Origin of the sequence: Paenibacillus sp. MAEPY2 (assembly GCF_000499205.1) — a bacterium.
GTDB lineage: Bacteria > Bacillota > Bacilli > Paenibacillales > Paenibacillaceae > Paenibacillus > Paenibacillus vandeheii.
The window spans coordinates 102,539-129,013 of the sequence record NZ_AWUK01000021.1 but is presented as its reverse complement, the minus strand read 5'-3'; the positions used below and the strand labels follow the sequence as shown (position 1 = coordinate 129,013).

The 26,475-nt window shown below is 46.2% G+C and carries 22 protein-coding genes; 20 read left to right on the top strand and 2 right to left on the bottom strand.

Translation table 11 applies throughout. From position 1 onward, the window contains the following. The first annotated feature begins 86 nt into the window (after positions 1-86). From P364_RS37850 to P364_RS0117760, 3 genes are all read left to right on the top strand, one after another. Positions 87-266 carry a hypothetical protein gene (locus tag P364_RS37850; protein ID WP_024631434.1) on the top strand — a complete coding sequence of 60 codons (180 nt, stop codon included), beginning with the start codon at positions 87-89 and terminating at the stop codon, positions 264-266. 147 nt (positions 267-413) lie between these two features. Then, complete coding sequence (locus P364_RS0117765) at positions 414-1,322, top strand: aldo/keto reductase (protein WP_024631433.1); 909 nt, start codon at positions 414-416, stop codon at positions 1,320-1,322. An 84-nt stretch (positions 1,323-1,406) separates the two neighbouring features. Beyond that, positions 1,407-1,733 carry a thioredoxin family protein gene (locus P364_RS0117760; RefSeq protein WP_024631432.1) on the top strand — a complete coding sequence of 109 codons (327 nt, stop codon included), beginning with the start codon at positions 1,407-1,409 and terminating at the stop codon, positions 1,731-1,733. A gap of 210 nt (positions 1,734-1,943) precedes the next feature. On the opposite strand, the gene P364_RS0117755 is transcribed toward P364_RS0117760, so the two are convergent. After that, positions 1,944-2,732, bottom strand: a complete 789-nt coding sequence (locus P364_RS0117755; RefSeq protein ID WP_029881063.1) for an undecaprenyl-diphosphate phosphatase — start codon at positions 2,730-2,732, stop codon at positions 1,944-1,946. A gap of 239 nt (positions 2,733-2,971) precedes the next feature. On the opposite strand from P364_RS0117755, the gene P364_RS0117750 reads away from it, so the two are divergent. The 5 genes from P364_RS0117750 to P364_RS0117730 all read left to right on the top strand — a co-directional run bounded on the left by P364_RS0117750 (position 2,972) and on the right by P364_RS0117730 (position 6,677). After that, positions 2,972-3,604 (top strand): TetR/AcrR family transcriptional regulator, encoded by a 633-nt coding sequence (locus P364_RS0117750; protein WP_024631430.1) that lies wholly within the window; start codon positions 2,972-2,974, stop codon positions 3,602-3,604. 176 nt (positions 3,605-3,780) lie between these two features. Next, positions 3,781-4,614 (top strand): substrate-binding periplasmic protein, encoded by an 834-nt coding sequence (locus P364_RS0117745; RefSeq protein ID WP_024631429.1) that lies wholly within the window; start codon positions 3,781-3,783, stop codon positions 4,612-4,614. Positions 4,615-4,645: 31 nt separating this feature from the next. Next, positions 4,646-5,290, top strand: coding sequence for an amino acid ABC transporter permease (locus P364_RS0117740; protein WP_024631428.1), 645 nt, complete (start codon positions 4,646-4,648; stop codon positions 5,288-5,290). 16 nt (positions 5,291-5,306) lie between these two features. After that, complete coding sequence (locus tag P364_RS0117735; protein ID WP_024631427.1) at positions 5,307-6,053, top strand: amino acid ABC transporter ATP-binding protein; 747 nt, start codon at positions 5,307-5,309, stop codon at positions 6,051-6,053. Positions 6,054-6,254: 201 nt separating this feature from the next. Then, positions 6,255-6,677, top strand: a complete 423-nt coding sequence (locus P364_RS0117730; RefSeq protein WP_024631426.1) for an OsmC family protein — start codon at positions 6,255-6,257, stop codon at positions 6,675-6,677. A 100-nt stretch (positions 6,678-6,777) separates the two neighbouring features. Here the strand turns inward: P364_RS0117730 and P364_RS0117725 are convergent, their stop codons facing one another. After that, complete coding sequence (locus P364_RS0117725) at positions 6,778-7,389, bottom strand: TetR/AcrR family transcriptional regulator (RefSeq protein WP_024631425.1); 612 nt, start codon at positions 7,387-7,389, stop codon at positions 6,778-6,780. A 142-nt stretch (positions 7,390-7,531) separates the two neighbouring features. On the opposite strand from P364_RS0117725, the gene P364_RS0117720 reads away from it, so the two are divergent. From P364_RS0117720 to cyoA, 12 genes are all read left to right on the top strand, one after another. Then, a complete protein-coding gene (locus P364_RS0117720) occupies positions 7,532-8,710 on the top strand; it encodes an MFS transporter (protein WP_024631424.1) in 1,179 nt (392 codons plus the stop codon). A gap of 194 nt (positions 8,711-8,904) precedes the next feature. Further along, a complete protein-coding gene (locus P364_RS0117715) occupies positions 8,905-10,695 on the top strand; it encodes a sensor histidine kinase (protein ID WP_024631423.1) in 1,791 nt (596 codons plus the stop codon). Further along, the gene (locus P364_RS0117710; protein WP_024631422.1) at positions 10,688-12,286 is read left to right on the top strand and encodes a response regulator transcription factor; all 1,599 of its coding nucleotides are present in this window, start codon (positions 10,688-10,690) and stop codon (positions 12,284-12,286) included. The genes P364_RS0117715 and P364_RS0117710 overlap by 8 nt, the downstream gene beginning before the upstream one ends. Positions 12,287-12,649: 363 nt before the next feature. After that, the gene (locus P364_RS0117705; RefSeq protein WP_024631421.1) at positions 12,650-13,633 is read left to right on the top strand and encodes an ABC transporter permease; all 984 of its coding nucleotides are present in this window, start codon (positions 12,650-12,652) and stop codon (positions 13,631-13,633) included. Between the two features lie 15 nt (positions 13,634-13,648). After that, positions 13,649-14,551 (top strand): carbohydrate ABC transporter permease, encoded by a 903-nt coding sequence (locus P364_RS0117700; protein ID WP_024631420.1) that lies wholly within the window; start codon positions 13,649-13,651, stop codon positions 14,549-14,551. Positions 14,552-14,735: 184 nt separating this feature from the next. Beyond that, on the top strand, positions 14,736-16,424 hold the full coding sequence (locus tag P364_RS0117695) for an ABC transporter substrate-binding protein (RefSeq protein ID WP_024631419.1): 1,689 nt from the start codon (positions 14,736-14,738) through the stop codon (positions 16,422-16,424). 393 nt (positions 16,425-16,817) lie between these two features. Further along, entirely contained in the window at positions 16,818-18,518 is a 1,701-nt protein-coding gene (locus tag P364_RS0117685; protein ID WP_024631418.1) for an ABC transporter substrate-binding protein, read from the top strand. Positions 18,519-18,846: 328 nt separating this feature from the next. Next, positions 18,847-20,544, top strand: a complete 1,698-nt coding sequence (locus tag P364_RS0117680) for an extracellular solute-binding protein (RefSeq protein WP_442952279.1) — start codon at positions 18,847-18,849, stop codon at positions 20,542-20,544. A 269-nt stretch (positions 20,545-20,813) separates the two neighbouring features. Next, entirely contained in the window at positions 20,814-23,195 is a 2,382-nt protein-coding gene (locus P364_RS0117675) for a glycoside hydrolase family 95 protein (RefSeq protein ID WP_024631416.1), read from the top strand. A 16-nt stretch (positions 23,196-23,211) separates the two neighbouring features. Continuing rightward, positions 23,212-24,561 carry a GH1 family beta-glucosidase gene (locus P364_RS0117670; RefSeq protein WP_024631415.1) on the top strand — a complete coding sequence of 450 codons (1,350 nt, stop codon included), beginning with the start codon at positions 23,212-23,214 and terminating at the stop codon, positions 24,559-24,561. Positions 24,562-24,909: 348 nt separating this feature from the next. Further along, positions 24,910-25,173, top strand: coding sequence for a hypothetical protein (locus P364_RS0117665; protein ID WP_024631414.1), 264 nt, complete (start codon positions 24,910-24,912; stop codon positions 25,171-25,173). A 317-nt stretch (positions 25,174-25,490) separates the two neighbouring features. Then, entirely contained in the window at positions 25,491-26,456 is a 966-nt protein-coding gene (gene cyoA, locus P364_RS0117660; RefSeq protein WP_024631413.1) for a ubiquinol oxidase subunit II, read from the top strand. Positions 26,457-26,475 lie beyond the last annotated feature (19 nt).

Below are 26,475 nucleotides of genomic sequence, written 5' to 3'. Positions count from 1 at the left end.
AGATGGCATCTGACGTTTCGTTTTTCTCCTACAGGGTAAATTCAAGCAAGACACAATGTACATTAATCCTGAAGGAGGAACAACATATGTCTAAGAAAAGTGGAATCATTGTAACAGCTATTGGAGCAGGCGTGACGTACTTGATGAGGAACAAACAGGCAAGGGATAAGCTGTTCTCTACGGTGTCAGGACTGATGAAAAATTCAAGTTCATCTTCAAGACCGACGTATGGAAGCAAAACAGGTTCACGTGTGGATGTAAAATAGATTTTGGTATAAAAGTACTTTGCATGAGAAGCCCGGAGCTGGTATGGTCCCGGGTTTTTGTGTGCGCTCATATGTCATATGCGATTTTTGCCAGCAAGAATGATACAATGGAAACTTGCAGAACGTATGGAAGGGGATGTGCAACTTATGAAGAAAAATCGTCTGGGTTCATCCGAACTCATGGTTGGTGAAATTGGGCTTGGCTGTATGTCGCTTGGAATCGAAGCGGGACCTGCTGTCGCCTTGATTCATGAAGCATTGGATCGTGGTGTTAATCTTCTGGATACCGCTGACCTCTATGATGCGGGGAAAAACGAGGAAATCGTGGGACAGGCCATTCAGGGCCGCCGGGATCAGGTGATTGTGGCAACCAAAGTTGGCAATCGTCGCCTACCGGGGAAAGAAGGCTGGTCATGGGACCCGTCCAAAGCCTATATCAAACAAGCTGTACGAGACAGCCTGAAACGGCTTCAGACGGATTATATTGATCTGTATCAGCTTCATGGCGGTACAATGGATGATCCAATCGAAGAGACGATAGAAGCCTTTGAGGAACTGAAGCAGGAAGGGCTTATCCGGTGTTACGGCATATCCTCCATTCGTCCTAACGTGATTCGGGAATATGTGCAGAGGGCTTCCATTGTCAGTGTAATGAATCAATACAGCGTAGCAGATCGTCGGGCCGAAGAGGAAGTATTGCCTTTATTGGAGCAAAAGGGCATTAGCGTTATCGCTCGTGGACCCGTGGCAAGTGGGGTTCTCGCCGATTCTGGTGCTGCCAAGGCAGATAAAGGTTATCTGGATTATACACCAGAGGAGTTGCATACCATACGCCAAGGACTGAGCCGTTTGGTTACAGACAATCGCAGCATGGCTCAAACAGCCATTCGTTATGCACTAGCGCATCCGGCTGTTGCCGCTGTTGTGCCAGGAGCCAGTTCGAGAGAGCAGTTGTTGCATAATATCGCAGCCTCGGAATCAGCAGCACTTACGGATGCGGAGATTAACGAAATACGGGAGCTCAGCCCTGCCAATCTGTACAAGCAGCACCGCTAAACGTTGGTAGCCTATTTTCAATTGTAACTATACGAGGTACAATGAAGGTCAACCATAAAGAATCAAATAAGGGAGAGAAGACATATGGAAAGAATTCAAAGTGAGCAACAATATCGCGATACAATCAATTCTGACGGGCTTACCGTCATTAAATTTGATACAACCTGGTGTCCGGATTGCAAAAACCTGGATCGTTTTATCGGGGACGTTATCGACCAGCATGCGGATAAAACCTTCTATGCCCTGGATGCAGAAGAGTTCCTGCCTTTTGCTGAAGAGAACGGTGTACGCGGTATTCCAAGTCTGCTGGTATTCCAGAACGGCAAGAAAATTGCGCATCTGCACAGCAAATGGGCAAAAACGCCTGCTCAAATCTCGGAGTACCTGCAGACTTTGGAGTCCAAGGTATAAGCGGAATCCTTCGTGTATATAGTCAGACGAAACGCCTCCTATCACTAATAGGGGGTGTTTTTTCTATTGGAAAAGAAAAAGAGAAGGGAATAGTTAGAGTGGAAGTGAAATCGGGTTGATGATGAGGTAGTGTAAAATAAAAATGGCGACCAGGTTCCGTAAGGGAACAGGTCGCCATTGGCTTTTTGGTTACATGAATTGAAGATAGGGTTACATCATTAAAATGATAAAGAATACGGCTGCCAGCACGAAGCGATAAACAGCAAAGACGGTCAGGCTCAGTTTTTTCAAAATGGACAGGAACGTCTTAATGGCAAGCATGGCTACGATAAATGCGGCAATGAATCCAATCGCGAAGATCGGGAGATCGCTGCTGTTCAGGTGATCGATACTTTTGTATAGATCGTATCCTGTGGCTCCAATCATAATCGGCACAGAGACCAGGAATGTAAATTCCGCTGCTGCAACCCGGCTTACTCCTGCGAACAGTCCACCGGAGATCGTCGAACCGGAACGGGAGAAGCCTGGCCATAATGCGAGAATCTGAAAAAGCCCCACAACAAACGCCTGTTTATACGTAATATCGTCTACATCATGGGTTGTAATGCGTTCGCTGCGGTGACTCCAACGTTCAGCGACAATCATCAGAATACCACCTATAACGAGACTGTACAGTACCGTCTGTGCACCAAACAGATGCGCTTTGATCCAGTCCCGGAATACAAGTCCAATGACCACGGCAGGAACCATCGCCAAAAAGATATGTATGAGATTCAGACGGGAGGTGTAGCTCCTTTTGCCTCCGGTGAAGCGGAACATATCAATGAATTTGTTCCAGTACAGCACAACGACAGCAAGTACAGCTCCGAGTTGCACAACCACCTCAAACGTTTTGACTGACTCGTTGCCCTCCGATAATCCCAGCAAGTGGGCAGTCAGAATCATGTGTCCGGTCGAGGACACGGGCAAAAACTCAGTCAAACCTTCGATGATGCCCATAATAATTGATGATATAAAGTCCAATTCTCTTCCTCCTTGAAATGCAGATGACAGCATAAAGGCTGTCCTGCGTGACAATGCCTGTTCATTTGAACAAGGCTATCATCTATTATGATCACAAATGCGCTCAACTTCAACTTATGCTTGTAATGAATTGTTTAAAACCATATTGACAAAAACCTAGTTATCCAATAGGATATACATTAACTGACTGACTGATCAATCGGGAGGGTAGGCAAATGTCTAAAATTAATCATTTGGAACCCGGAGAAGAACGCCGGGACCAAATTATACGTATAGCGATGGAGCGTTTCGCAACCCAGGGCTATCATCAGACCAAAATTTCTGATATCGTCCGCGAAGCCGGTGTAGCGCAAGGCACCTTTTACTGGCACTTCAAAAGCAAGGAAGCCATTGCCTCGGAGATTGTGTTAACCGGCAGGGAGGAGCTGCTTGAAGCGATCGGGCAAGGTTACCGCAAGGATGCCGGATCAGTTGAGGATATGGTGAGAGCTTCGGAACGGCTGTTCACCGACCTGTTTTCCTTTGCAGCGGACAATCGTTACTTTATGGAATTGTTGCTCAAAGGCATCGTGTCGGAAGAGTCGGTACATCGTTTGGTTGAAGAGACACGGGGTGCGGTAGAACAAGCATTTCGTCACAACATGCAGCGGGCCATTGAACTGGGCATGCTGCCACAGTCCATGGATGTTCCGCTCCGCGCTGCGCTGCTGGTTAGCATGATTGAAGGTATGATTACGCGCTGGCTGTTTGGCTCGGAAGAGTTGCACAGCGAGTTCTCATCAATGACCGCAACAACGCTCGCTGCGGAGGCGGCAAGCTTTGAGTTTTACGGACTGCTCGGTATTTAAAGGTGTGATGGCCCCGGAGGTTTATTTTCAATAACGGGATTAAATATTCACATGATTAAGCCAGCAGCAGGGAATAATGGGTACAACTGTAGTTAAAGAACTAAGGAAACATAAGTTTCAACAAGACATGACTAGATGGATGAGAGGAAGTTAATGACATGAATAAAACATATGGAATGAAATCTCGCAAAGGCTGGACTTTAACAGCTCTGCTGCTTATGACCGTGCTGGTACTGAGCGCTTGTGGCAGTAAAGCTACGGACAATGGAAGCAGTAATGGAGCACAGGCGAATAATGAACTGGAGCAGATCAAGTCTGCTGGCGTCATCAAAGTGGGCATGATGGGCACATACGCACCATACAACTTCCTGAACGATAAGAAAGAAATGGACGGCTACGATGCAGATATCGCACGTGAGGTTGCGAAGCGTCTTGGGGTTAAGATTGAATTTGTATCCCAGGAGTTCTCCGGCCTGACACCAAGTCTGCAAGCCAAAAAGCTGGATGCCATCATCAGCCAGATGACGATTACCGATGATCGGAAGAAAGTACTGGATTTCAGTGATCCTTATATTACAAACGAAGTCAAAATCATTGTGAAAAGTGATAACAATGATATTACCAAGCTGGAAGATTTCAAAGGAAAAACGATTGGTGTAGGTCTGGGTACCAATGATGAAACATATCTGCGTAATGAAGTGTTGCCAAAAGTGGGCGACTTCACGATTAAAACCTATGACGATGTGATCTCTTCACTCAAAGACCTGAATGCTGGACGGATCGATGCCACAATCAACAACATGTATGCGCTGAAACCCATTGTGGATGCCAACGGATTAAAAATCAAAGCCGTAGGTGAACCGATTAAGAGTGACCAGGCGGGTATTGCTGTGCGCAAAGACAATCCGGAACTCGTAGCAGCACTGAATGATGCGCTCAAAGGCATGAAAGATGACGGTACGTACAATACCATCTTCAAAAAATGGTTTGGTGAAGAGCCTGCGCAATAATGAACCGGCAGGGCGAAGGGAAGTTTGATCGATGGAATTGGTATTTGAGAATATCCCCTTCTTTTTGAAGGGGGCATATTACACGCTGTATGTAACTGTAATCTCCATGTTTTTTGCTTTTATTATCGGGGTGCTCGTCGCTATCGCGCGTCTGAAAGGACCGATGTGGCTCAGGATGATCGCCCGTTTTTACGTATCCATCATGCGGGGAACCCCGCTGCTGGTGCAATTATTCGTTATTTATTATGGGCTGGTGGATTACGGTGTAACCTTGGGCTCACTCACGGCAGCCTGTCTCGGTCTTAGTCTTAATGCAGGTGCCTTTCTGTCCGAGACGTTCCGCGGAGCGATTCAAGCTGTACCGAAAGGGCAGACGGAAGCTGCATACGCAACGGGAATGACCCCGGCTCAAGCGATGAGACGGATTATCTTCCCGCAGGCTGTTCGCATTGCCATACCGCCAATGGGTAACACGTTTATTGGCATGCTGAAGGAAACATCCCTTGTGGCAGCAATTGGTGTTACTGAGTTGTTGCGGTCAGCACAATTGCTTGTATCGCAATATGCGGTGAATATGCCGTTTTATCTGGCGATTGGTGTGATCTACTGGATCATGAGTATCGGCTTCTCGGCCATTCTGGAACAAGTGGAGCGCCGGCTAGCCCGGGCTTACTGATAGGAGGGGAGAAGCGATGATTACAACGACAGGATTGACCAAACGTTTTGGGAAAAATGAAGTTCTCACAAATATAGATTTGCATGTCGATGCAAAAGATATTGTTGTACTGCTGGGACCCAGTGGATCAGGCAAAAGTACGTTGTTGCGCTGTCTGAACGGTCTGGAAGAGCTCTCTGGCGGGAAGATTGAAGTCAATGGAGTGGTAGTGGACAGTGCCGACTCGCAGCGAATCCAGCGGGCACGGGTGTTAGAAATCCGTCGGCAGACCGGTATGGTATTCCAGCAGTTCAACCTGTATCCGCACAAGACGGTGCTTGGCAATGTGATGGAAGGTCTCGTGACAGTGAAAAAAATCAAGCGGGACGAAGCGGCCGAACGCGGCCGGATTCTGCTGGATCGGGTCGGGCTGTCGGACAAGCAGGATGCATATCCATCCCGTTTGTCTGGTGGACAACAGCAGCGTGTGGCAATTGCTCGCGCACTTGCCATGGAGCCAGAAGTGATGCTGTTTGACGAGCCAACCTCAGCCCTTGATCCTGAACTGGTGGGGGAAGTACTCTCCGTTATGAAGGAGCTGGCACAGGAAGGCATGACGATGCTGGTGGTCACGCATGAATTGAAGTTTGCCCGGAATGTGGCGAACAAAATCGTCTTTATGGCGGATGGATCGATCGTGGAAGAAGCAAGTCCACAGGCTTTTTTTGAACATCCAACGCAGGAGCGTACACGCAGATTTTTGCAGCAAATTACTGAATTCTAAGAATTCTCAGAGATAAGCAGTCTGAGTGAAGGGGACGGAATCGATTCTGAAGAAGCGTAGCGTTCGCCTTTGTCTCCGAATGTTATCCTTTATGGGAATAGATCAAAAACATTTGGAGACAACAGCGATCGGAAGAACGATCCGTACCCGGAACGGATATCTGCAGAGCGTAAACTATTCTAAGAAAGAAGGATAAACATCATGAATGTAACAACTGTATGGAAAGGCAAACGCGCGTTTACTTCCGAAGGACCCTCTGGCTACGCGGTTGGCATGGATGCCACAGCTGCCTATGGTGGTGACAGCAAGGGTGCTACACCCATGGAATTGTTACTGGCAGGTCTCGGAGGCTGTATGGGGATCGATATCACGATGATTCTGGACGCTTTCCTGGACAAAATTACTGGTATTGAGATTGAAGCACAAGGTACTCGCAGTGAAGGCATGCCAAAAGGCTTCACATCCATTGATCTGATTTTCAAAGTAGACGGCGATATCCCGGATTACCGGATCTGGAAAGCCATCCAAATGGCTGAAGAGAAGTATTGTGCAGTTTCCGCTTCGCTGAGCGCAGATATTCATCCCAAGTTAATTTTGAATGGGGTAGACACTCCGCGTCCATAATGCAAATGAGAAAACTCTATACTTAAGAGGCACTTCCAATCATGGGAGTGCCTTTTGGCTTTTTTTACACCATCGTCAGTAAGAAAAAGCAGTAATCAGGTCAGGCAGGCTGTTGAGCCAGATTCCAGATGCCCATAATTTTCGTGATGGCCTGATCAAGCGTTGCAAAAGGGACGCCGTCCCGGGCTTGTGTAGAAATACCTTGCATAAAGGTATCAAAAACGGTGGTCAACATGGATACATCAGTGGAGGCTGGCAGTTCACCGATCTCCACAGCACGCTGGATGCATGCCTGCAGACGGCCGCGAGTCAGCTTTCTTTTCTCAGCGACGATATCACGAATATGATTGTTTCTGGAAGAACATGTGCTGGCTGACAGCACAATTAAACAGCCGGATGGATGGGTGCTGTCTGTTTGCATTTTGGCGGTACTTTTTAAAGTTGTTTCAATCGCTTCTCTTGGAGACAGCGTAAGATCCGAGAAGCTTTCCGTTACGCGTCCAAACGTACCCATATATCGTTCTACCGCTTCTTTATACAGAGCTTCTTTGGACTCAAAGGCCGCATAGAAGCTGGCAGCAGAAATATCCCCCATGGCCGCTCGTAGCTGAAGCAATGAGGTGGCCTCGAATCCTTGTTCCCAAAAGAGCATCATTGCCTGTAATAAGGCTTCTTCCCGATCAAAAATGCGCGGACGTCCGGTTCTTGCCATAAGAGATTCCCCCTTGTTTTTCTTAATTATATACTAATCGATCCAAAAGTCGTTGACAAGTTGGAAGGGGGTGGATAATATAAGGAATGATCGATCCACAATTCGATTGTTGACCTATATTATCTGAAAAGGAGCTGCACAGATGTCCGATAGATATTCTCTACGCTTCCCGTGGTTAGGACTGCTAGCCTTGGCTATGGCTGGCTTTGTAGCCATCATGACTGAAACACTTCCGGCGGGGCTGCTGCCGCAAATCAAGGAAGGACTGCAGGTCTCTGAGGCAGGGGCAGGGCAGCTTGTCACATTTTATGCAGTTGGATCGTTGATTGCCGCCATACCTGTGGCCGTGCTGACAAGAGGCTGGCGACGCCGACCGCTTTTACTTCTAGCGATTATCGGTTTTCTCGTCTTCAAGACCATTACAGCCCTCTCGTCCAACTATGTACTGACACTTGGCGCTCGTTTTTTTGCCGGTGTTGCAGCTGGCGTCTCCTGGGGCCTAATTGGCGGTTATGCGCTGCGGATGGTGCCTGACCATCTCAAGGGCAGGGGCATGGCTGTTGCGATGATCGGTACACCGATTGCCTTATCGTTCGGTGTTCCGGCAGGTACACTGCTGGGTTCCTATATGGGCTGGCGCTCGGTATTTTGGCTAATGTCATTGCTGGCGTTTGTACTGATTTTCTGGGTGCTCTGGAAAGTACCTGATTATCCGGGACAGTCTGCTGATCAACGCATTTCTTCATTAAAAGTGCTGCTGACCCCAGGCGTAATTCCCATTCTGGCGGTCGTACTGACCTGGATGCTGGCTCATAATATTCTGTACACGTATATTGCTCCTTTCCTCGCCAATGTTGGTCTGGAATCAAAGGTTGGATTCATGTTACTTGTGTTTGGCCTAATGGCATTGGTAGGCATCTGGATTACAGGCATTCTGATTGATCGGTGGTTGCGTATGCTGGTTCTCATAAGTCTTGCGGGCTTTGCGCTGATCTCACTTGTATTGGGTCTTTGGAGTGAGCACGCTGCCGTTGTCTTAGGTTCTGTTGCGCTGTGGGGTCTCACATTTGGTGGCGCGGCTACACTGTTGCAGACCGCGCTTGCCCAAGCAGCCGGGGAGCAGGGTGTGGATATCGTTATGCCGATTAATACGACCGTCTGGAATCTGGCTATTGCCATTGGCGGATTGGCGGGAGGTGTACTTCTGAATCAATGGGGAGCTTCGTCCTTTTCCTGGGCTATTCTGCTTCTATCCCTTGTGGCTCTAACTGTCGCGCTGCGTGCCAAAGGACATGGATTCCGCTCAACACGCAGCCGATAAGCTTCTGACTTCCTTCCTACATTAGAATGACCTATATAAGCATATTGTTTGTTTTATCATTCAGCATACAGCCCTTTTTTTTGAAGCCCTCTTGCAGGGCTTTTGCTGTTATGTGGTATGATAAATTGGAAGGGCAGACGTAATATGTACTGACCTTTATATGTAAGCGCTTATAAGCGACGGAAGGTGCAGATATGTTTAGAAGGCTCATACGAACATCCAATAATCTTAAATTAAAGCATAAATTGCTCATATCCTATGTACTTGTCGTCATGATTCCGGTACTGATTATTGGACTTGCTGTAACCGGATACTTTCGCAAGCAGGCGCTGGACAATGCCATTGGACAGACGATCAACAACGTGGACAAGGTCAAGAGTCAGACCATCACACTACTGCGTGTGCCTACGGATATTTCCAACATTCTGATGTTCAACAATGAACTGAAGGAAATTGTGAACAAACGATACCAAAGCGTTGTGGAGCTGACCTCGGCTTACCTCGCGTATAAAGATTTTCAGGAATATAAGCGTCTGTACCGTGAGGTTGCGGGCATCCGGTTCTACTCCACCAATCCGACGCTGATCAACAATCTGGAGTTCATTCCGGTGGATAAGCAGACCGAGGAGAGCTACTGGTACCAAAAGGCACTTAAAACGACGAGCATCGGCTGGTTTTATATTCCTGACAAGGGAGATAATCCGGTGCATAAGCTCAGTCTGGTGCGCAAAGTGCCTTTTGCCGAATATAGGACCGAGGGTGTGCTGATGATTGTAATCAATCAGGATGAGCTGAATGGATTATTACGTCAGGAACCGTTCGAGACGTTGATTACGGACGAACAGGGTTATGTGGTTGCGGCCAAAAATACCGAACTAGTGGGCAAGACGCTGGACGAGCTTGATTTTGGTGTAGATCTACAAAATCAGACCAAAGGCACAATAGAAGCAGATTTTCGGGGGGAGCCATCCAATATTGTCATTGATGAGCTGCGTCCTGGATCGAGCATGAACAGCCTGAAGATCATTTCAGTTTTTGCAACCAAAAATATTGTCAAAGACGCCAATACCATTAGCATGATCGGTATGCTTTTCATTACGCTTGTGTTGGTCATTGCCTTGCTGCTTGTATATATCATTTCCTTTCTAACGTCGAACCGATTGTTACGCTTGAGTAAACATCTGAACAAGCTCGCGCTGGGTGATCTGAATGTCACCTCCCGTATTGACGGGAATGATGAGATCGGGCAGCTGTCCAGGCAGTTCAATTACATGGTGAAGAGTATTAATGAACTGATGACACAGGTGGTAGAGGCTACGGAACAGAACAATCAATTGGAAATAGCACAGAAAGAGATTAAACTGAAAATGATGGCCAGCCAGATCAATCCTCATTTTTTGTTTAATGCACTGGAGTCGATCCGCATGAAAGCCCATATCAAAGGGGAGGCGGAGATTGCCAATATCGTCAGATTGCTGGGCAAGCTTATGCGTAAGAGTCTAGAGATTGGCAGCGGCAAAACGACGTTCAGAGCCGAACTGGAGATGGTACGTTCTTATCTGGAAATTCAGAAATTCCGTTACGGCGACCGTCTTGCTTTCCAGATCCATATCGACCCGGAGGTGGAGAAGATGTACATCCCTCCTTTGATCATTCAGCCTCTGGTTGAAAATGCGATTGTGCATGGTTTGGAAAATAAAGAGGGCACGGTCCGTGTGAGTATAGATATTCGTTTGGTGAAAGATGAAGTGCAGGTGCGAGTCGATGACGACGGGGCAGGCATTACACCAGAGCGTCTGGCTGAAGTGATGCAGTTCATCTGTGGACCGGAAGAGCAGGAGAAGAGCCGGATCGGCATGCGTAACGTACATCAACGTTTAACGTTGACCTACGGCGAGCCATACGGATTACAGATCAAGAGTGTGTACGGGGAAGGAACAGAGGTTTCTTTCACCTTGCCAGCAGGAGGAGACCAGCATGTATAAAGTATTTTTGGTAGATGATGAACCGAGCATACGTGAAGGATTGACAACGATTATTAATTGGGAACAATACGGCTTTCAAGTGATTGGCACAGCTGCCAGTGGGCGTGAGGCCATTACCCGCTTCGAAGAACTGCAACCGGACCTGACGATCATTGATATTCGCATGCCCGGCATGACCGGACTGGATGTCATTGAAGAAGTGCGGCAGACCCATCCGGGTTCGCACTTTCTGATCCTGAGTGGATACGCCGATTTTGATTATGCTAAGAAAGCCATCAGTTTTGGCGTGGATGGATATCTGCTCAAGCCAGTGGATGAAGAGGAGATTATCAGTGAGCTGGAGCGGATTTCTGTGATGCTGAAACGAGAGAGGGAAACACTGGCCCGCCATGCTGGTGAGGATACAGCCTACCGGGAGCACCAGATTGAAGCATTGCTTTTTGATAGCCTGGAAGGTGCAGGCACGATGGAAGCAAATGCTCTAGGGTTGAATTGGTCGCAGTATCAGGTTGTGCTGGTGGAGATGCATGCCGAACCTGATTTACAGCGTGGTAGTGTGGTGAAACGCAGACTTGCGGAAGCTTTTGACCAGAAAGATCGGGGCATTGTTTTTTCATTCCATTCCGGACTGGGATTGTTATGTAAAGAGGCTATTTTGACTGTACAATCTGCGCAGAGTTTATACGATGAATTGAAAGTCATGCTCGAAGAATGGAATATTCACATGTATGTTGCAGCAGGTCAACCTGTGAATTCCACAGCAGACATCGCACATTCCTATACTCAGGCCAACGGAGTATTAGGCAGACGTTTTCTGTTTGCGGAACAACGCGTAATGTTATGGAACGAAGAGGAGAACAGCGAAGGTGTGTCTGGGCCCGTTGTAGTGCTTGGGGAAGAAAGTGGTGAACCGGATGAAGCAGAATTAGCAGACAAGCTGTATTATGCGCTCGACATTCGGAGCAGTGAGTCCGTGATGCGTGTGCTGACCGAGATGGAGGAACGCCTGGTTCCGCATCACCAGACAGAACAAGCGATTAAGACGGCGTTCTCCCAAGTGTTTTCATTAGCGATTAACAAACTTGCGGCAGCCAATCAACATATGCAATCCATTATGCAGGAGCATTCCGTTCTCATTACGGAGGTTTACCATCAATTAACGCTGCTGGATCTCAAAGGGATGGCCGCTGAACACCTGAACCGGCTTATTCAGCGCATGGGTGGAGGCAGCAAGGATACGGTACTGAAACAGATGATTGAATTTATCCGTCGTAATCCGGGTGAAAATCTCAAGCTGGAGGTACTTGCAGAGGTATTTAACTACAATAGCAGTTACCTGGGCAAGCTGTTCAAGAACCATACCGGGGAATATTTCAATGCATTTCTCGATAAGGTTCGAATGGAGAAGGCGAAGGAACTGCTAGACGAAGGGTTAAAGGTTCACCAGGTTGCCGCAAGAGTAGGGTATGCCAACGTGGATTACTTCCACGGCAAATTCAAGAAGTATGTAGGGGAATCACCTTCCGCATACAAGCATGCTAGAGAGCTTGCCAGATCACAGTCTAAGGATTCTTCTGGAGAGCCGGAATAGGAGTAGCCCGTGATTTCAGTGGAGGTGCTTCTGTCGCTAGGCATTTCTCCAAATTAGTCATAAAACGTTTTCGAACATAAAGTCTATTTGAAGGACCCTTGAGGTCCTTTTTTCTATTCCATTTATGCAAAGTAAACGATTACTATAAAACGTTTTCGGAATTTACCATTTTCAAATTAAATTCCCTTTTAATTCCATTAATAAATAATAGACAGCGTCATTATCACTAATTTTATAGATATAATATCGGATTTTATAGGGGGATATCTAATTTTCATATGATTTTCTCTAAAATCCAGCTGGTATTTTGAAAACGCTCTATCAGGTATGATTATTTTATAAAACAGAGGAGGGGGAACGGAGATGGAAACGCTAACAAAAAAATCCGCTTCCGCGAAAAGAAGCAGTGACCCCAATCAGCCAACACAAAAACGGCGGAACAGAATTTGGGACAGCATGAAACAGCAAAAGTATCTCTATCTCATGTCATTGCCATTCGTAGTTTGGGTTTTTGTATTTAACTATCTGCCACTATGGGGATGGACGATGGCTTTCCAAAACTATAAACCGGCCAGATCGTTCGGCGATCAACAGTGGGTTGGTTTTAAACACTTTGCAGAGCTGTTCAGTGATGATCGCTTCTATCTGGTACTTCGAAATACGCTTGCAATGAGCTTGATGGGACTGGTTATCGGTTTTATCGTGCCGATTTTCTTTGCGATTCTCTTGAATGAGATGAAAGGCATGTTCTTCAAGCGTGCCGTGCAAACGGTATCATATCTGCCTCACTTTGTATCCTGGGTCGTAGTGGCAGGGATTATTACCAAGATGCTCTCCACCGATGGAGGGATTATCAATGACCTTTTGGTAAACCTAAACATTATTGACCAGCCGATCCAGTTCATGGCCAAGGGGAACTTGTTTTGGTACATTGTAACCGCTTCAGATATGTGGAAAGAAACGGGCTGGAATGCCATTATCTATCTCGCAGCCATTACGGGTATTGACCAAGAGCTCTACGAAGCCTCCCGTGTGGATGGAGCGAACCGCTGGAGACAAATGTGGCACATCACGCTGCCAGGCATACGGACCACGATTTCCGTACTTTTCATCATGTCGATCGGGCATCTGATCAGTATCGGTTTCGAGAAGCAGTTCTTGCTTGGCAACAGTCTGGTCACCGACTACTCGGAAGTTCTTGATCTATACGCGCTCAATTATGGTTTGAATATGGGACGATTCTCGTATGGTACAGCCATAGGCATATTCAATTCCGTTGTCAGTATCATCCTTCTGTTTACAGCGAACGGATTGTTCAAAAAATTCACCAAAGAAAGCATCATGTAGGGAGGGGACGACATTATGGCGAACAAAGCATTCAATGCTACTCGGGGCGATAAGCTGTTCGATATATTCAACATCCTCGCGATGACCCTGGTGCTGATTGTAACACTGTATCCATTCCTGAACGTACTGGCTATCTCGCTCAATAACTCGACAGATACCGTTCGTGGTGGAATTTACTTGTGGCCTCGCGAATTCACATTGCAGAACTATAAAACCATTTTCCAATACGAAGGATTGCTGCAAGGTTTGCAGATTTCCATTCTGCGTACCATTGTAGGTACATTACTCGGCTTGATCAGTTCTTCAATGATCGCATTTACACTGAGTCGGCCTGACTTCAAACTGAGAAAATTTGTTTCGACTACACTTGCACTCACGATGTATTTCTCCGGTGGTTTGATTCCGGTTTACATCCTGATGCGTGACCTGAACCTGATCGGTACATTCTGGGTATATGTATTGCCAGGTATGATCAGTGCGTTTAACGTATTCATCATCCGTTCCTTCATTGATGGCCTGCCATATGCATTGCAGGAATCTGCGAAGCTGGATGGCGCGAATGACTTTAAGATCTATTACAAAATCATTTTGCCGCTCTGTAAACCGGTACTTGCAACCATCGCGTTGTTCCTGGCTGTAGGCCAGTGGAATGCCTGGTTCGATACGTACCTGTATAATGGTTCGAAGGCTCATCTGACTACGCTCCAGTACGAGCTGATGAAAGTACTGCAAAGTACACAGCAAGGTTCAGGTGCCGGACGAAATGCCAATGACATGGCTCAGCAGATGACACAGATTTCACCGGAATCCATCAAGATGGCAATTACGATTGTTGTTACGGTTCCAATCCTGATCGTGTATCCGTTCCTGCAGAAGTATTTTGTGGGCGGTATGACATTGGGTGCAGTAAAAGCATAAGCAAGTCTGTACAGGTTGCCACATAGAGCGGCCGTACATTTATAAAAGAAGCATCAGGATGCCCGAAGCGCAGCCATTAGGCCTGCGCTTCACCGTATAGGGCTGCGGAGTGCATCCATGAAGCTATAGACAGGGACAAAAAAGTCCCGAATAGACAGACATATGAAACGGGAGGATTACCATTATGGCAAGAAACAAAATGAAGATTGCACTGGCTCCAGTGCTTGCGATGTCTTTGCTCGCAGGTTGCGGTGGAGGAAACAGCGGCGATACGTCGTTTAAGGACACAAGCGGGGATACATCTCCGATTACTTTTGACTTTTTTAGCGTCGATCCCAGTCCGAACTGGAACGGTATGAAGGATGAAGTGGGGAAAGTCCTTACAGAGAAAACAGGAGTAACCCTTAACGGTGAATTTGCCGTCAGTGGTGGTCAGGATAAAGTATCCTTGATGGCAGCAAGCGGAGATTATCCGGATATCGTGTCACCCAAAGGAGAGCTAAGCAAGCTCGTGGATGCTGGGGCCATGGTCGATCTGACTGATCTGATCGAGCAATATGCTCCCAATCTGAAGAAGCTGTATGGTAATTACATGGACCGGCTGAAATATAGCAACGAAGATCAAGGGATTTATGTACTACCTACGTATTATGCGGTAGACCAGAAGTATTTTGATGCAGGTGGCGGATTTGGGATTCAACAGCGTGTATTGAAAGAGCTGGGATACCCTGAAGTACGTACGCTCCAAGATTACGAAAATGTATTGAAGGCATATAAGGAGAAACATCCAACGATTGACGGACAACCAACGATTCCGTTATCTCTGGACGCAGATGACTGGAGAATCATGATTACCGTAACGAATCCGGCATTCTTCGCAACAGGCGCGCCCGATGATGGCGAGTACTACATTGATCCTGAGACATATGAGGCAAGTCTGCATTACAAACGTCCGGAAGAGAAAGAGTATTTCCGTTGGTTGAACCATATGTACGCAGAAGGACTGCTCGATCAGGACAGCTTTGTACAGAAAACGGATCAATACAAATCCAAAATTGCAAGTGGACGTGTACTGGGCGTCATTGACCAGGATTGGGGTTATTCCGATGCGGAGAACGCATTGAAAGCAGCGGGTAAAGACGAAGCTACCTATTCACATTTCCCGGTAACTCTGTCTAAAGATATCAAGGATCATTCCTTCCAGGACCCTGGTTTTGTATCTGGATGGGGTGTAGGGATTACAACATCGAATCCGGACCCGGTTCGTACAATTAAATTCTTTGATTACCTGGCTTCTGAGGAAGGTCAAGTGCTGATGAACTGGGGTATTGAAGGCAAGCAGTACGAAGTGAAAGATGGCAAACGTGTGATTCCTGCGGATGTGCTGGACCAAAAAACGAACAATGCTGCCGTATTCCAGAAGGAAACAGGTATTGGCCTCTACACCAATATGTCTGGTCACTATGGAGATGGTGTCAAAGATTCAACGGATAACTATTACACAACGAATTTCCCAGAACAGATTGTAGCGGCCTATTCCGATGCGGAGAAAGAGACACTCGAAGCATACGGAGCAACAACATGGAAAGATCTGTTCCCAAGTGAAGATGAGTTCCCGGTTAAACCATGGGGAGCAGCGTACAATATGCCGACTCCAGGTGACTCGGATTACAACGTTATTTTCCAAAAAACTCAGGATATTATCCGTAAACGGATTCCAGAAGCGATCCTCAGTTCCCCTGAACAATTCGATGCCATTTATGATGGGATGATTGCTGAGCTTAACAAAGCCGGAGCAGAGGACATGGAAAAACAATACACTGAACTTGTCCAAAGCCGTGTTCAATTGTGGAGCGGTGAAGAGAGCAAATAATGCGTTTTAGCAGACTGATTTTTTTGAAAGAAAGGGCCCAGGAAACTGGGTTCTTTTTTATACCTAAAACGTTTTCCGAAAAACGTTTTCAATTTTGTGAATTCACTATTGACAAGGACTTTTAGAGGGATTATTATTCAATTATGAAAGCACTTTCATTACTGGTTTGTCAGGACTTGTACATGAATCTCTTCAGTCAGAATGGGCAAGGAATAGCATCCCGAACTGTTGAATAGAGTGTGGTTTTTCACTTCATTTTAGAAAACGCTTTTTATGTTATAAAATCAAACGTTTTACAATCAGAATCACCCGATATCGGTATGTGCAGGTCAGCCTGTTCTACAATAGATAGCTTCATTTTAAGCTTCATTTTATCCATAAGGGGGATTACACATGAAGGGCAAAACACCAAAAACATTCGCAATGCTTCTGTTAGCCAGCGCTCTTGCTATTACAGCAGGTTGCAGCGGCGGAGGAGGAACTACGGCTTCAGAGACACCAACGGATACAGGGGATACGACCAGTCCAATTACTTTTACGTTCTTTGGTGCTGACGCAAGTCCAAACTGGAACAACATGAAGGACGCAGTCGGCCAAGAAATTACGAAACAAACAGGTGTTACAATTGAAGCGGAGTATGATGTGAATAATGGTGGCGACCAAAAGATACCTTTGATGGCTGCCAGCGGTGAATACCCTGATATTATCTATCCTAAAGGTAACTTGTCTAAGCTTGTGGATGCAGATGCGATGCTTGACCTGACAGATCTGATTGACAAATATGCACCAAACCTGAAAAAAATCTATGGGGACCAAATGAACCGTCTGAAATACAGTTTAGAAGATCAGTCCATTTATACGATCCCAACAAACATGGGTGTAGATAATGTTGCGTTTGATGCTACAGGCGGATTCGAGATTCAGCAAAAGGTATTGAAAGAACTCGGCTACCCAGAAGTGAAAACGCTTGAGGATTACGAGAAAGTTCTGAAAGAATATTATGCAAAACATCCAACCATTGACGGACAACCAACCATTCCACTGACGCTGAATGCAGATGACTGGAAGATTATGATTACGGTAACGAATCCAGCCTTCCAGGCAACAGGTGGACCGGATGACGGTGAATATTACATTAACCCTGAAACGTATGAAGCGGTGCTGCACTATAAACGTCCAGAGGAGAAAGAATACTTCCGCTGGTTGAACAAAATGTACAATGAAGGCATTCTCGACAAAGATACATTTGTGCAGAAGGACGATCAATACAAATCCAAAATCGCTAGCGGTCGGGTACTGGGGCTGATTGACCAGGAATGGAACTATGGTGAAGCTGAGAATGCTTTGAAATCCGTTAACAATGGCGAGAATACGTACGCTCACTTCTCTGTATCCCTCAACAAGGATATTGTGGATCATACGTTCCAACCAACTGGATTTGATGGATATGGCATCGGAATTTCGAAAACGGCAAAAGACCCTGTACGTATTATCAAATTCATGGATTGGCTCGCTTCGGATGAAGGCCAGGTGTTGAGAAACTGGGGTATTGAAGGCCAACATTACAACGTTGAAAATGGCAACCGTGTAATCCCTGCTGATGTGCAGGACCGCAAAGTCAATGACAACTCGGCGTTCACCAAAGAAACTGGTATCGGAATGTACAACATTTTCAGCGCTAGATATGGCGATGGTGTCAAAGATTCCACAGGTAACTACTACACAACGAACTTCCCTGAGCAGATCCAAGCAGGTTATACTGCCGCAGAGAAGGAAACATTGAAAGCCTATGGCATTACAACGTGGAAAGATTTCTATCCTTCTGAAGACGACTTGAAGCTGAAAGATTGGGGCGCAGCATATAACATGCCTGTACCTTCCGATACGGATTATAACGTAACGTTCCAGAAAACGCAGGACATTATCCGTAAACGTATCCCTGAAGCCATCCTTGCCAAACCTGAGAACTTCGACAAAGTGTATGATGATCTCCTGGCTGAACTTGATAAAGCAGGTGCGGTAGACATGGAGAAACAATATACCGTTTGGATCAAGGAACGTGTATCTCTCTGGACAGGTAAAGACGTGAAATAATACTGAAAACAAGGCAGGATAAACGATCATTTTCAAAGCAAAATGGGTCCCTTTAAAGCCCCTATAAAGGGGCCTTTTTTGTTGTTGACGAAAGGGGGTGAATAGCATATAATCGTTAATGTAAGCACTTTCAGTAAGCGTTTTAAATTATTTTCCGAAAACGTTTTACGGATGTTAGAAGAGAGTTTTCATGAGTTTAGGTTTTGATAAAAAAGAGTACAAATTTAATTTTTAGTAAGCGCATACAGAAATGTGTCTTACGGCGGTATCCTCAGGCCTAAAGCCTGTTATACAGATAAAACCTTCATAATAATAGGGGGACTAGACAATGAGAGGCAAAATGAAAGGCAATACACCCAAGACGTTTGCAATGTTGATGCTCGCAAGTGCAATGCTGGTTACAGCTGGCTGCGGAAATTCGGGAAGTAAAGAAGCCTCCGAGTCCAGCGGAACCGAACCCGTCACCATCACATTCTTTGGTGCGGATGCAAGTCCAACCTGGAACAAGATGCAGGATGCAGTTGGTAAAGAGATTACGAAGCAAACAGGCGTTACGATTGAAGCGGAGTATGATGTAAACAATGGTGGAGACCAGAAAATTGCACTTATGGCGGCTAGCGGCGAGTACCCTGATATCGTTTTCCCAAAAGGTAACTTGTCTAAACTAGTAGATGCAGGGGCAATGATTGACCTGACGGATTTGATTGAGGAGCATGCTCCAAACCTGAAAAAAATATATGGGGACCAGATGAACCGGCTGAAATACAGTTCGGAGGATCAGGCCATTTATACAATCCCAACGAATATGGGTGTTGATAATGTTGCGTTTGACGCAACAGGTGGATTCGAAATTCAGCAAAAAGTATTGAAAGAGCTCGGATACCCTGAAGTAAAAACGCTTGAGGATTACGAGAATGTATTGAAAGAATATGTGAAAAAACACCCAACGATTGACGGGCAGCCGACCATTCCATTGACGCTGAATGCAGATGATTGGAAGATTATGATTACAGTAACGAACCCGGCCTTCCAAGCAACAGGAGCACCGGATGATGGAGAATATTACATTGATCCTGAGACGTATGAAGCTACGCTCCATTACAAGCGTCCAGAGGAGAAAGAATATTTCCGCTGGTTGAACCATATGTACAATGAAGGACTGCTGGACAAAGATACATTTGTCCAAAAGGATGACCAATATAAATCCAAAATTGCAAGTGGCCGTGTACTCGGTCTGATTGACCAAGAGTGGAACTACCAAGAGGCTGAAAATGCACTCAAATCAGCAGGCAAAGATGACAGCACATATGCTCACTTCTCTGTATCTCTGAACAAGGATATTGTGGACCATACGTTCCAGCCAACCGGATTTGACGGATATGGCATCGGCATCACAACTTCTGCTAAAGATCCGGTTCGCATTATCAAATTTATGGACTGGCTCGCTTCGGACGAAGGTCAGGTGCTGAGAAACTGGGGTATTGAAGGCGAACACTACAATGTAGAAAACGGTCAACGGGTCATCCCTCAAGACATCCAGGATCGTAAAACCAATGACAACTCTAACTTCACCAAAGAAACAGGAATCGGAATGTATAGCGTGTTTAGTGCGAGATATGGTGATGGCGTGAAAGATTCCACGGATAACTATTACACAACGAACTTCCCTGAGCAGATCCAGGCTGGTTATACTGCGGCAGAGAAAGAAACGTTGAAAGCATATGGCATTACAACATGGAAAGAATTCTATCCTTCTGAGGATGATCTGCAACTGAAAGACTGGGGCGCAGCATACAACATGCCTGTACCTTCAGGCACAGAATATGAAGTAACGTTCCGAAAAACACAGGATATCGTGCGCAAACGTATTCCTGAAGCTGTTCTTTCCAAGCCAGAAGACTTCGATAAAGTATATGATGGTTTCCTGACTGAACTGGATAAAGCAGGTGCAGTCGAAATGGAGAAACAGTACACCGTTTGGGTTAAGGATCGTGTGTCCCTGTGGACAGGAAAAGACGTAAACTAACAGAAGTTTAAGTAACTAGATTGATATACAAAATAAGGCCCTGACCAAGGGTCTTTTTTTGCTGTTCATGTGATGTTTAACATTGACGCAAAATTCGAAATCCAATATAATTTTCTTACTGTAAGCACTTTCAGATAATTGACACTTTGGTCATGTCTTTAACACAGGTTCAGGCCAATTTTAATCGGAAAAGATGTGTTTTATTACTTGTTACGAAAACGTTTTAGTTACCAAACAAAAAATAGCTGATTTATGAACAGGAGTTATCTATGTCCCCATTCAATGAGAGAACAAAAGAAAACCGTCTGTGGTATCGCCAGCCTGCCACTCGCTGGGAAGAGGCACTGCCTATCGGGAATGGTCGCCTCGGAGGTATGGTGTATGGCGGAGCAGCAGATGAACAAATCCAGCTAAATGAAGATACATTGTGGTCCGGGTTTCCACGTGACACCATTCAGTACAGCAGTCAGCGTTACCTGAAACAGACCCGTGAACTAATCATGTCCGGGCAATATAGCGAAGCTGAAGAATTGCTGAACCGCGAAATGCTTGGACGAGATGTGGAAGCGTATCAGCCGATGGGTCACTTTAAGCTGCAGCACGCTGAACTGGATGAGATCCCATACGATGAATTTGAGCGGGAGCTTAGTCTCCACACCGGAATTACAACGACGAAATATTCATATAAAGGGACTCGTTATGTACGTGAGGTATATGCCAGTGCACCGGATGACCTCATGGTCTGTACCATCACTGCCGATCGTGAGGGAGCTGTTAATGTCAGCGTTACGCTGGACAGTCCACATCCGTATAACGTGCAGACTTCGGACGATGGACTTACAATGTTTAGTCGCTGTCCGAGTCATGTTGAATCAAATTATTTCAGGGATCATCCAGAGTCTGTCATCTACGAAGAAGATCGGGGAACGGCCTATGCTGTGCAATTGTCCGCGACTGCGACGGGCAAGCAAGCCGAAGTGTCGGTTAAGGACGGGAGACTTCATATTCAGGGAGCCGATCGGGTTATTTTTTACCTGGCAGCAGTGACCTCCTTTGAACGCTACGATGTGGCGCCTGTGAAGGATGACGTGCTGCTGGAACAGGAATGCAGAGAGGTAATCAGCAAAGCGATGACTCATGGCATGAAAGCACTTCGGGAGCGACATGTGATGGATCATAGTGCTTTATTTTCAAGAGTATCTATTGATCTCGGTGCATCAGCTAATGAAGAATTACCTACAGATGAGCGGCTGCGAGCTTATCAGGCTGGAGCTAATGATCCCGGTCTGGAGGCCCTTTATTTTCAATACGGCAGATATCTGTTAATGGGTAGTTCACGTAAAGGAAGCCAGCCTGCCAATCTGCAGGGAATCTGGAACCATCAGGTGGAGCCGCCCTGGCACAGTGATTACACGATTAACATCAATACCGAGATGAATTACTGGCCGGCAGAAGTAAGCAACTTGAGCGAATGCCATGAGCCACTGTTTGGCTTGTTGGAGGATCTAAGCGATACGGGGAGAAGAACGGCACGCATCTTGTACGGAGCGCGCGGCTGGACAGCCCATCATAATGTGGATATCTGGAGGACATCCACGCCTACAGGCGGGGACGCAAGTTGGGCGTTCTGGCCGATGGGCGGTGTTTGGCTGACTTCACATCTATGGGAGCACTATTTGTTTACTCGTGATCGTCAATTCCTCGCAGAACGTGCGTATCCAATCATGAAGGAAGCGGCACTCTTCTGTCTGGACTGGCTGGTAGAGGGACCGGATGGATATCTGGTTACAGCTCCATCTACCTCTCCAGAGAACAAGTTCCTCACCGAGGATGGTGAAGCTCGCAGCATCTCTATGGCTTCGACGATGGATATGACTTTAATTCGTGAGTTGTTCGATCGATGCATTGAGGCAGCTCAACTGCTCGAAGTGGATCATCAACTGGCGAATGAGTGGAGCGAGGCACGCAGCAAACTCTATCCATTCCGTATCGGAAGCGAGGGGCAGCTGCAGGAGTGGTTTAAGGATTTTGCTGAATCTGAACCTGGGCATCGTCACGTCTCCCATCTGTATGGTCTGTATCCGGGGGAGCAGATCAATCGACTGGATACACCGGAACTGGTGGAAGCAGCACGAGTGTCACTTGAACGTCGCATCGCACGAGGTGGCGGGCATACGGGTTGGAGCTGTGCCTGGTTGATCAATCTGTATGCGAGGCTGCTGGATAGCAAGCTGGCGCATCAGTTTGTCCGTACGCTGCTGGCCCGATCCACGCATCCCAATCTGTTCGATGATCATCCACCGTTCCAGATTGATGGCAACTTTGGTGGTACTGCCGGTATTGCCGAGATGTTGTTACAAAGCCACTTGAGAGAATTACATCTGCTGCCAGCACTGTCTGAGAACTGGGCCAGTGGCAGTGTGAAGGGGCTTAGAGCACGTGGTTCATACACAGTGGCAATCGAGTGGACAGATGGCAGACTCTCAAGCGCCGAAATTAAGGCTGATTACGATGGTTCGGTAACCATTCGAAGCGCATTTCCACTGCATGTGGAAGGAAACGACAAGGCCAAGACGCAGCTTACACCTCAAGGTGATTATGTAGTTATTTTAACCATGACCGCAGGACAGATGATCCGCGTGTCATCATGAGACGGAGGAGTAAATGATGACAATTTTTCAATTTCCACAAGATTTCCGCTGGGGAACAGCAACAGCTTCTTATCAAATAGAAGGTGCAGCGCAGGAAGGCGGGCGCGGGGTGTCCATCTGGGATACGTTTGCTCGTACGCCTGGCAAAGTGTTTAATGGAGACAATGGTGATGTGGCTTGTGATAGCTACCATCGCTACGAGGAAGATATTGAGCTGATGAAAAAGCTTGGGATCAATACCTATCGGTTCTCCATTGCATGGCCGCGTATTATTCCGGATGGAGACGGTGAGATCAATAGGGAAGGTCTGGACTTCTATCATCGATTCGTGGATAAGCTGCTTGAAGCGGGAATCGAACCTTTCTGTACGCTGTATCATTGGGACCTGCCTCAGACGCTGGAGGATATTGGAGGCTGGGGCAACCGTAGGACGGTGGATGCATTTGTCAAATACGCTGAAGTCATCTTCAAGGAGTTTTCCGGGAAAATCAATTTTTGGCTAACCTTCAACGAACCCTGGTGTATTGCGTTTCTGTCCAACCTGCTCGGTATTCATGCTCCTGGCAATAAGGACCTGCAAACATCGATTAATGTTGCGCACGGACTGCTGGTTGCCCATGGTAAAGCCGTTCAGTCGTTCCGTCGCTTGGGAACAACAGGACAGATTGGTATTGCTCCCAATGTATGCTGGGCTGAGCCTTACAGCAAATCTCCGGAAGATCAGGCAGCATGTGATCGGGCGATTGCTCTGAATACAGATTGGTTCCTGGATCCGATCTACAAAGGAACTTATCCACAATTTATGGTTGACTGGTTTGAAAAGGCTGGTGCGACTGTCCCGATTCAGGAAGGCGATATGGAAATTATCTCGCAGCCCATTGATCTTCTAGGAATTAACTACTACACCATGGGAATCAATCGTTTCAATCCCGAGGCGGGTGCATTGCAATCCGAAGAGGTCGATATGGGACTTACCAAGACCGATATCGGTTGGCCTGTGGAATCACGCGGATTATATGAGTTCATGCACTATTTGCAAAAATACGGAAATGTGGATGTTTACATCACAGAAAATGGTGCTTGCATCAATGATGATTTGGAGAACGGTAAAATAAATGATGATCGCCGAATTGCATATTATGAGCAGCATTTGGCGCAAATTCATCGGATTATCAACGACGGGATCAACCTGAAAGGCTACATGGCTTGGTCTTTGATGGATAACTTTGAATGGGCGGAAGGATACCGTATGCGCTTTGGTCTTGTGCACGTGGATTACCGTTCCTTGGTCAGAACACCCAAAGAAAGCTTCTATTGGTATCAGAACGTCATTAAAAATAATTGGTTGGAAACTCGAATTAAATGAAATAATAACATTTGGTTAATTGTTAGATGCAGGGTATTTATGTTTAATCAGAAAAAAGACGGTGGCTTCGGAAAAATCCGATGCACCGTCCTTTTTTATTTTATTTCAGTAAAGACTCTTTATGTTCATAAAGGTTTCATAAGGTCTGGACTGTTTCATGTTATGAGACGAGCGATTTTGGGTTATAAGAAGTAAGTAGAAGTGATCTGATCCTTGTCAACAGTCAAAATACAAATAAAGTGTCCAAATTGCGAAATAAATTTGAACATTTGTTGACTAAAAATCATACTGATGTGGTATATTGGTATAAGGAAAGCACTTACAAAAAGGGAAAAGGAAGTGTTTACTATGGCATCGAAGACAGCAATGGTAAGCCAATTGGAGCGCAAAGATAAAAATATGCGGCGTGCGGTGTTAACGATGACAGTTCTGGCTTGGATTGCTCTTATTACGGGAGTAGTTATGTGCCTGATCAACCTGAATGATTTTAATGATCGTAACCTCGGATTAATGGTCGGTATCGGTTTCTTGGTTGGCAGTGTATTTATTTATGTTATTGCCAAATCGATTGGACTTGTTCATACACGCCGGGAAGACGAAGGCGCCGATTAAATAATCCTGCGTTAATTCGTTCATAATAAGACTGGATGAGCACCCGGAATCCCAGTCAATAAAGCCCTTTGCGGATTCGTTGATCATGTTCAACGGGACTGCAAAGGGTTTTATTTTGTGACTTGAAGTGTAAAGATTACAATGAGGAAATATCAAGTATGCAAGTGATTTGTGAGAAAAAATTCACACATTTAAGGTGTAAAATCGACAAATTTGTTAACATGAACAAAAAAGTTGCTCATTTCTGATATCTTTAGAAGGAAGAGAGTAGTATACTGTTTTTTCAGTATGAGCGAATTTAAGGAGAGGGGATCAAGATGAACAAGAAACCTAGGTCGCTAATTCGGATAATCATTCCGGTTGTCCTGACGTTGGTTACAATTGCATTGATTGTCTGGCCAATGCTGGCAGGCGGGCAGTACGTTGTTCTGGATCCGAAAGGGCCTGTTGGCGCTTCGCAGAGAGATTTGATTGTCATTTCGACAATTCTGTGTGCAGTCGTTATTGTGCCTGTATTGATTTTGTCTGCAGTAATTGTATGGCGTTACCGCGACAAACCGGACAATAAATCTGCATATGAGCCTAACTGGTCTCATAGCACAAAAGCGGAGGCAATTTGGTGGACCGTTCCGATTATTATTATTGGATTGCTGGCGGTTGTAACGATTCGCTACACCTATGATCTGGAACCTTCGAAGCCATTGGCTTCCGAGAAAGCACCGGTTACCATTCAAGTTTCTTCACTGGACTGGAAATGGCTGTTTATGTATCCGGAGCAAGGTATTGCAACGGTCAACACGTTGAATATCCCGGCAGACCGGCCCGTAAAATTTGAGCTCACCGCGGATTCACCGATGAACTCGTTCTGGATCCCTCAGCTTGGTGGACAGATTTATACGATGTCGGGTATGGCGATGACCTTGTACTTGCAAGCTGATCATGAAGGTCAATATTGGGGTTCAGGTGCCAACTTTACCGGGGAACACTTTGCCCAAATGCGCTTTGATGTCAATGCTACTTCGGAAGAAGACTTCGACAAATGGGTGAAAGAAGTGAAGCAGCAATCTCAACCGCTGACGCAAGAGACATATAAAACTCTGGCGGAACCGGGAACAAGCAATGTAGCTTATTATTCTTCCTTCCCAGAAGGGCTGTTCCAGGACATCGTGACCAAGTATGTTGTTGACGGTCAAAGTGCCCACAGCAAACATGGTGGAAGTTCGGATGAAGCTTCAGGTACCAAAGAAATTACTACGAACGGCGTGGACAAGAGTGCTAACTAAAGATTCGAAAGGAGGCCCC

What these genes read in the sequence shown, in the direction of transcription:
- P364_RS37850 (WP_024631434.1), top strand. Translation starts at nt 87, where the DNA reads ATGTCTAAGAAAAGTGGAATCATTGTAACAGCTATTGGAGCAGGCGTG.
- P364_RS0117765 (WP_024631433.1), top strand. Translation starts at nt 414, where the DNA reads ATGAAGAAAAATCGTCTGGGTTCATCCGAACTCATGGTTGGTGAAATT.
- P364_RS0117760 (WP_024631432.1), top strand. Translation starts at nt 1,407, where the DNA reads ATGGAAAGAATTCAAAGTGAGCAACAATATCGCGATACAATCAATTCT.
- P364_RS0117755 (WP_029881063.1), bottom strand. Translation starts at nt 2,732, where the DNA reads ATGGGCATCATCGAAGGTTTGACTGAGTTTTTGCCCGTGTCCTCGACC.
- P364_RS0117750 (WP_024631430.1), top strand. Translation starts at nt 2,972, where the DNA reads ATGTCTAAAATTAATCATTTGGAACCCGGAGAAGAACGCCGGGACCAA.
- P364_RS0117745 (WP_024631429.1), top strand. Translation starts at nt 3,781, where the DNA reads ATGAAATCTCGCAAAGGCTGGACTTTAACAGCTCTGCTGCTTATGACC.
- P364_RS0117740 (WP_024631428.1), top strand. Translation starts at nt 4,646, where the DNA reads ATGGAATTGGTATTTGAGAATATCCCCTTCTTTTTGAAGGGGGCATAT.
- P364_RS0117735 (WP_024631427.1), top strand. Translation starts at nt 5,307, where the DNA reads ATGATTACAACGACAGGATTGACCAAACGTTTTGGGAAAAATGAAGTT.
- P364_RS0117730 (WP_024631426.1), top strand. Translation starts at nt 6,255, where the DNA reads ATGAATGTAACAACTGTATGGAAAGGCAAACGCGCGTTTACTTCCGAA.
- P364_RS0117725 (WP_024631425.1), bottom strand. Translation starts at nt 7,389, where the DNA reads ATGGCAAGAACCGGACGTCCGCGCATTTTTGATCGGGAAGAAGCCTTA.
- P364_RS0117720 (WP_024631424.1), top strand. Translation starts at nt 7,532, where the DNA reads ATGTCCGATAGATATTCTCTACGCTTCCCGTGGTTAGGACTGCTAGCC.
- P364_RS0117715 (WP_024631423.1), top strand. Translation starts at nt 8,905, where the DNA reads ATGTTTAGAAGGCTCATACGAACATCCAATAATCTTAAATTAAAGCAT.
- P364_RS0117710 (WP_024631422.1), top strand. Translation starts at nt 10,688, where the DNA reads ATGTATAAAGTATTTTTGGTAGATGATGAACCGAGCATACGTGAAGGA.
- P364_RS0117705 (WP_024631421.1), top strand. Translation starts at nt 12,650, where the DNA reads ATGGAAACGCTAACAAAAAAATCCGCTTCCGCGAAAAGAAGCAGTGAC.
- P364_RS0117700 (WP_024631420.1), top strand. Translation starts at nt 13,649, where the DNA reads ATGGCGAACAAAGCATTCAATGCTACTCGGGGCGATAAGCTGTTCGAT.
- P364_RS0117695 (WP_024631419.1), top strand. Translation starts at nt 14,736, where the DNA reads ATGGCAAGAAACAAAATGAAGATTGCACTGGCTCCAGTGCTTGCGATG.
- P364_RS0117685 (WP_024631418.1), top strand. Translation starts at nt 16,818, where the DNA reads ATGAAGGGCAAAACACCAAAAACATTCGCAATGCTTCTGTTAGCCAGC.
- P364_RS0117680 (WP_442952279.1), top strand. Translation starts at nt 18,847, where the DNA reads ATGAGAGGCAAAATGAAAGGCAATACACCCAAGACGTTTGCAATGTTG.
- P364_RS0117675 (WP_024631416.1), top strand. Translation starts at nt 20,814, where the DNA reads ATGTCCCCATTCAATGAGAGAACAAAAGAAAACCGTCTGTGGTATCGC.
- P364_RS0117670 (WP_024631415.1), top strand. Translation starts at nt 23,212, where the DNA reads ATGACAATTTTTCAATTTCCACAAGATTTCCGCTGGGGAACAGCAACA.
- P364_RS0117665 (WP_024631414.1), top strand. Translation starts at nt 24,910, where the DNA reads ATGGCATCGAAGACAGCAATGGTAAGCCAATTGGAGCGCAAAGATAAA.
- cyoA (WP_024631413.1), top strand. Translation starts at nt 25,491, where the DNA reads ATGAACAAGAAACCTAGGTCGCTAATTCGGATAATCATTCCGGTTGTC.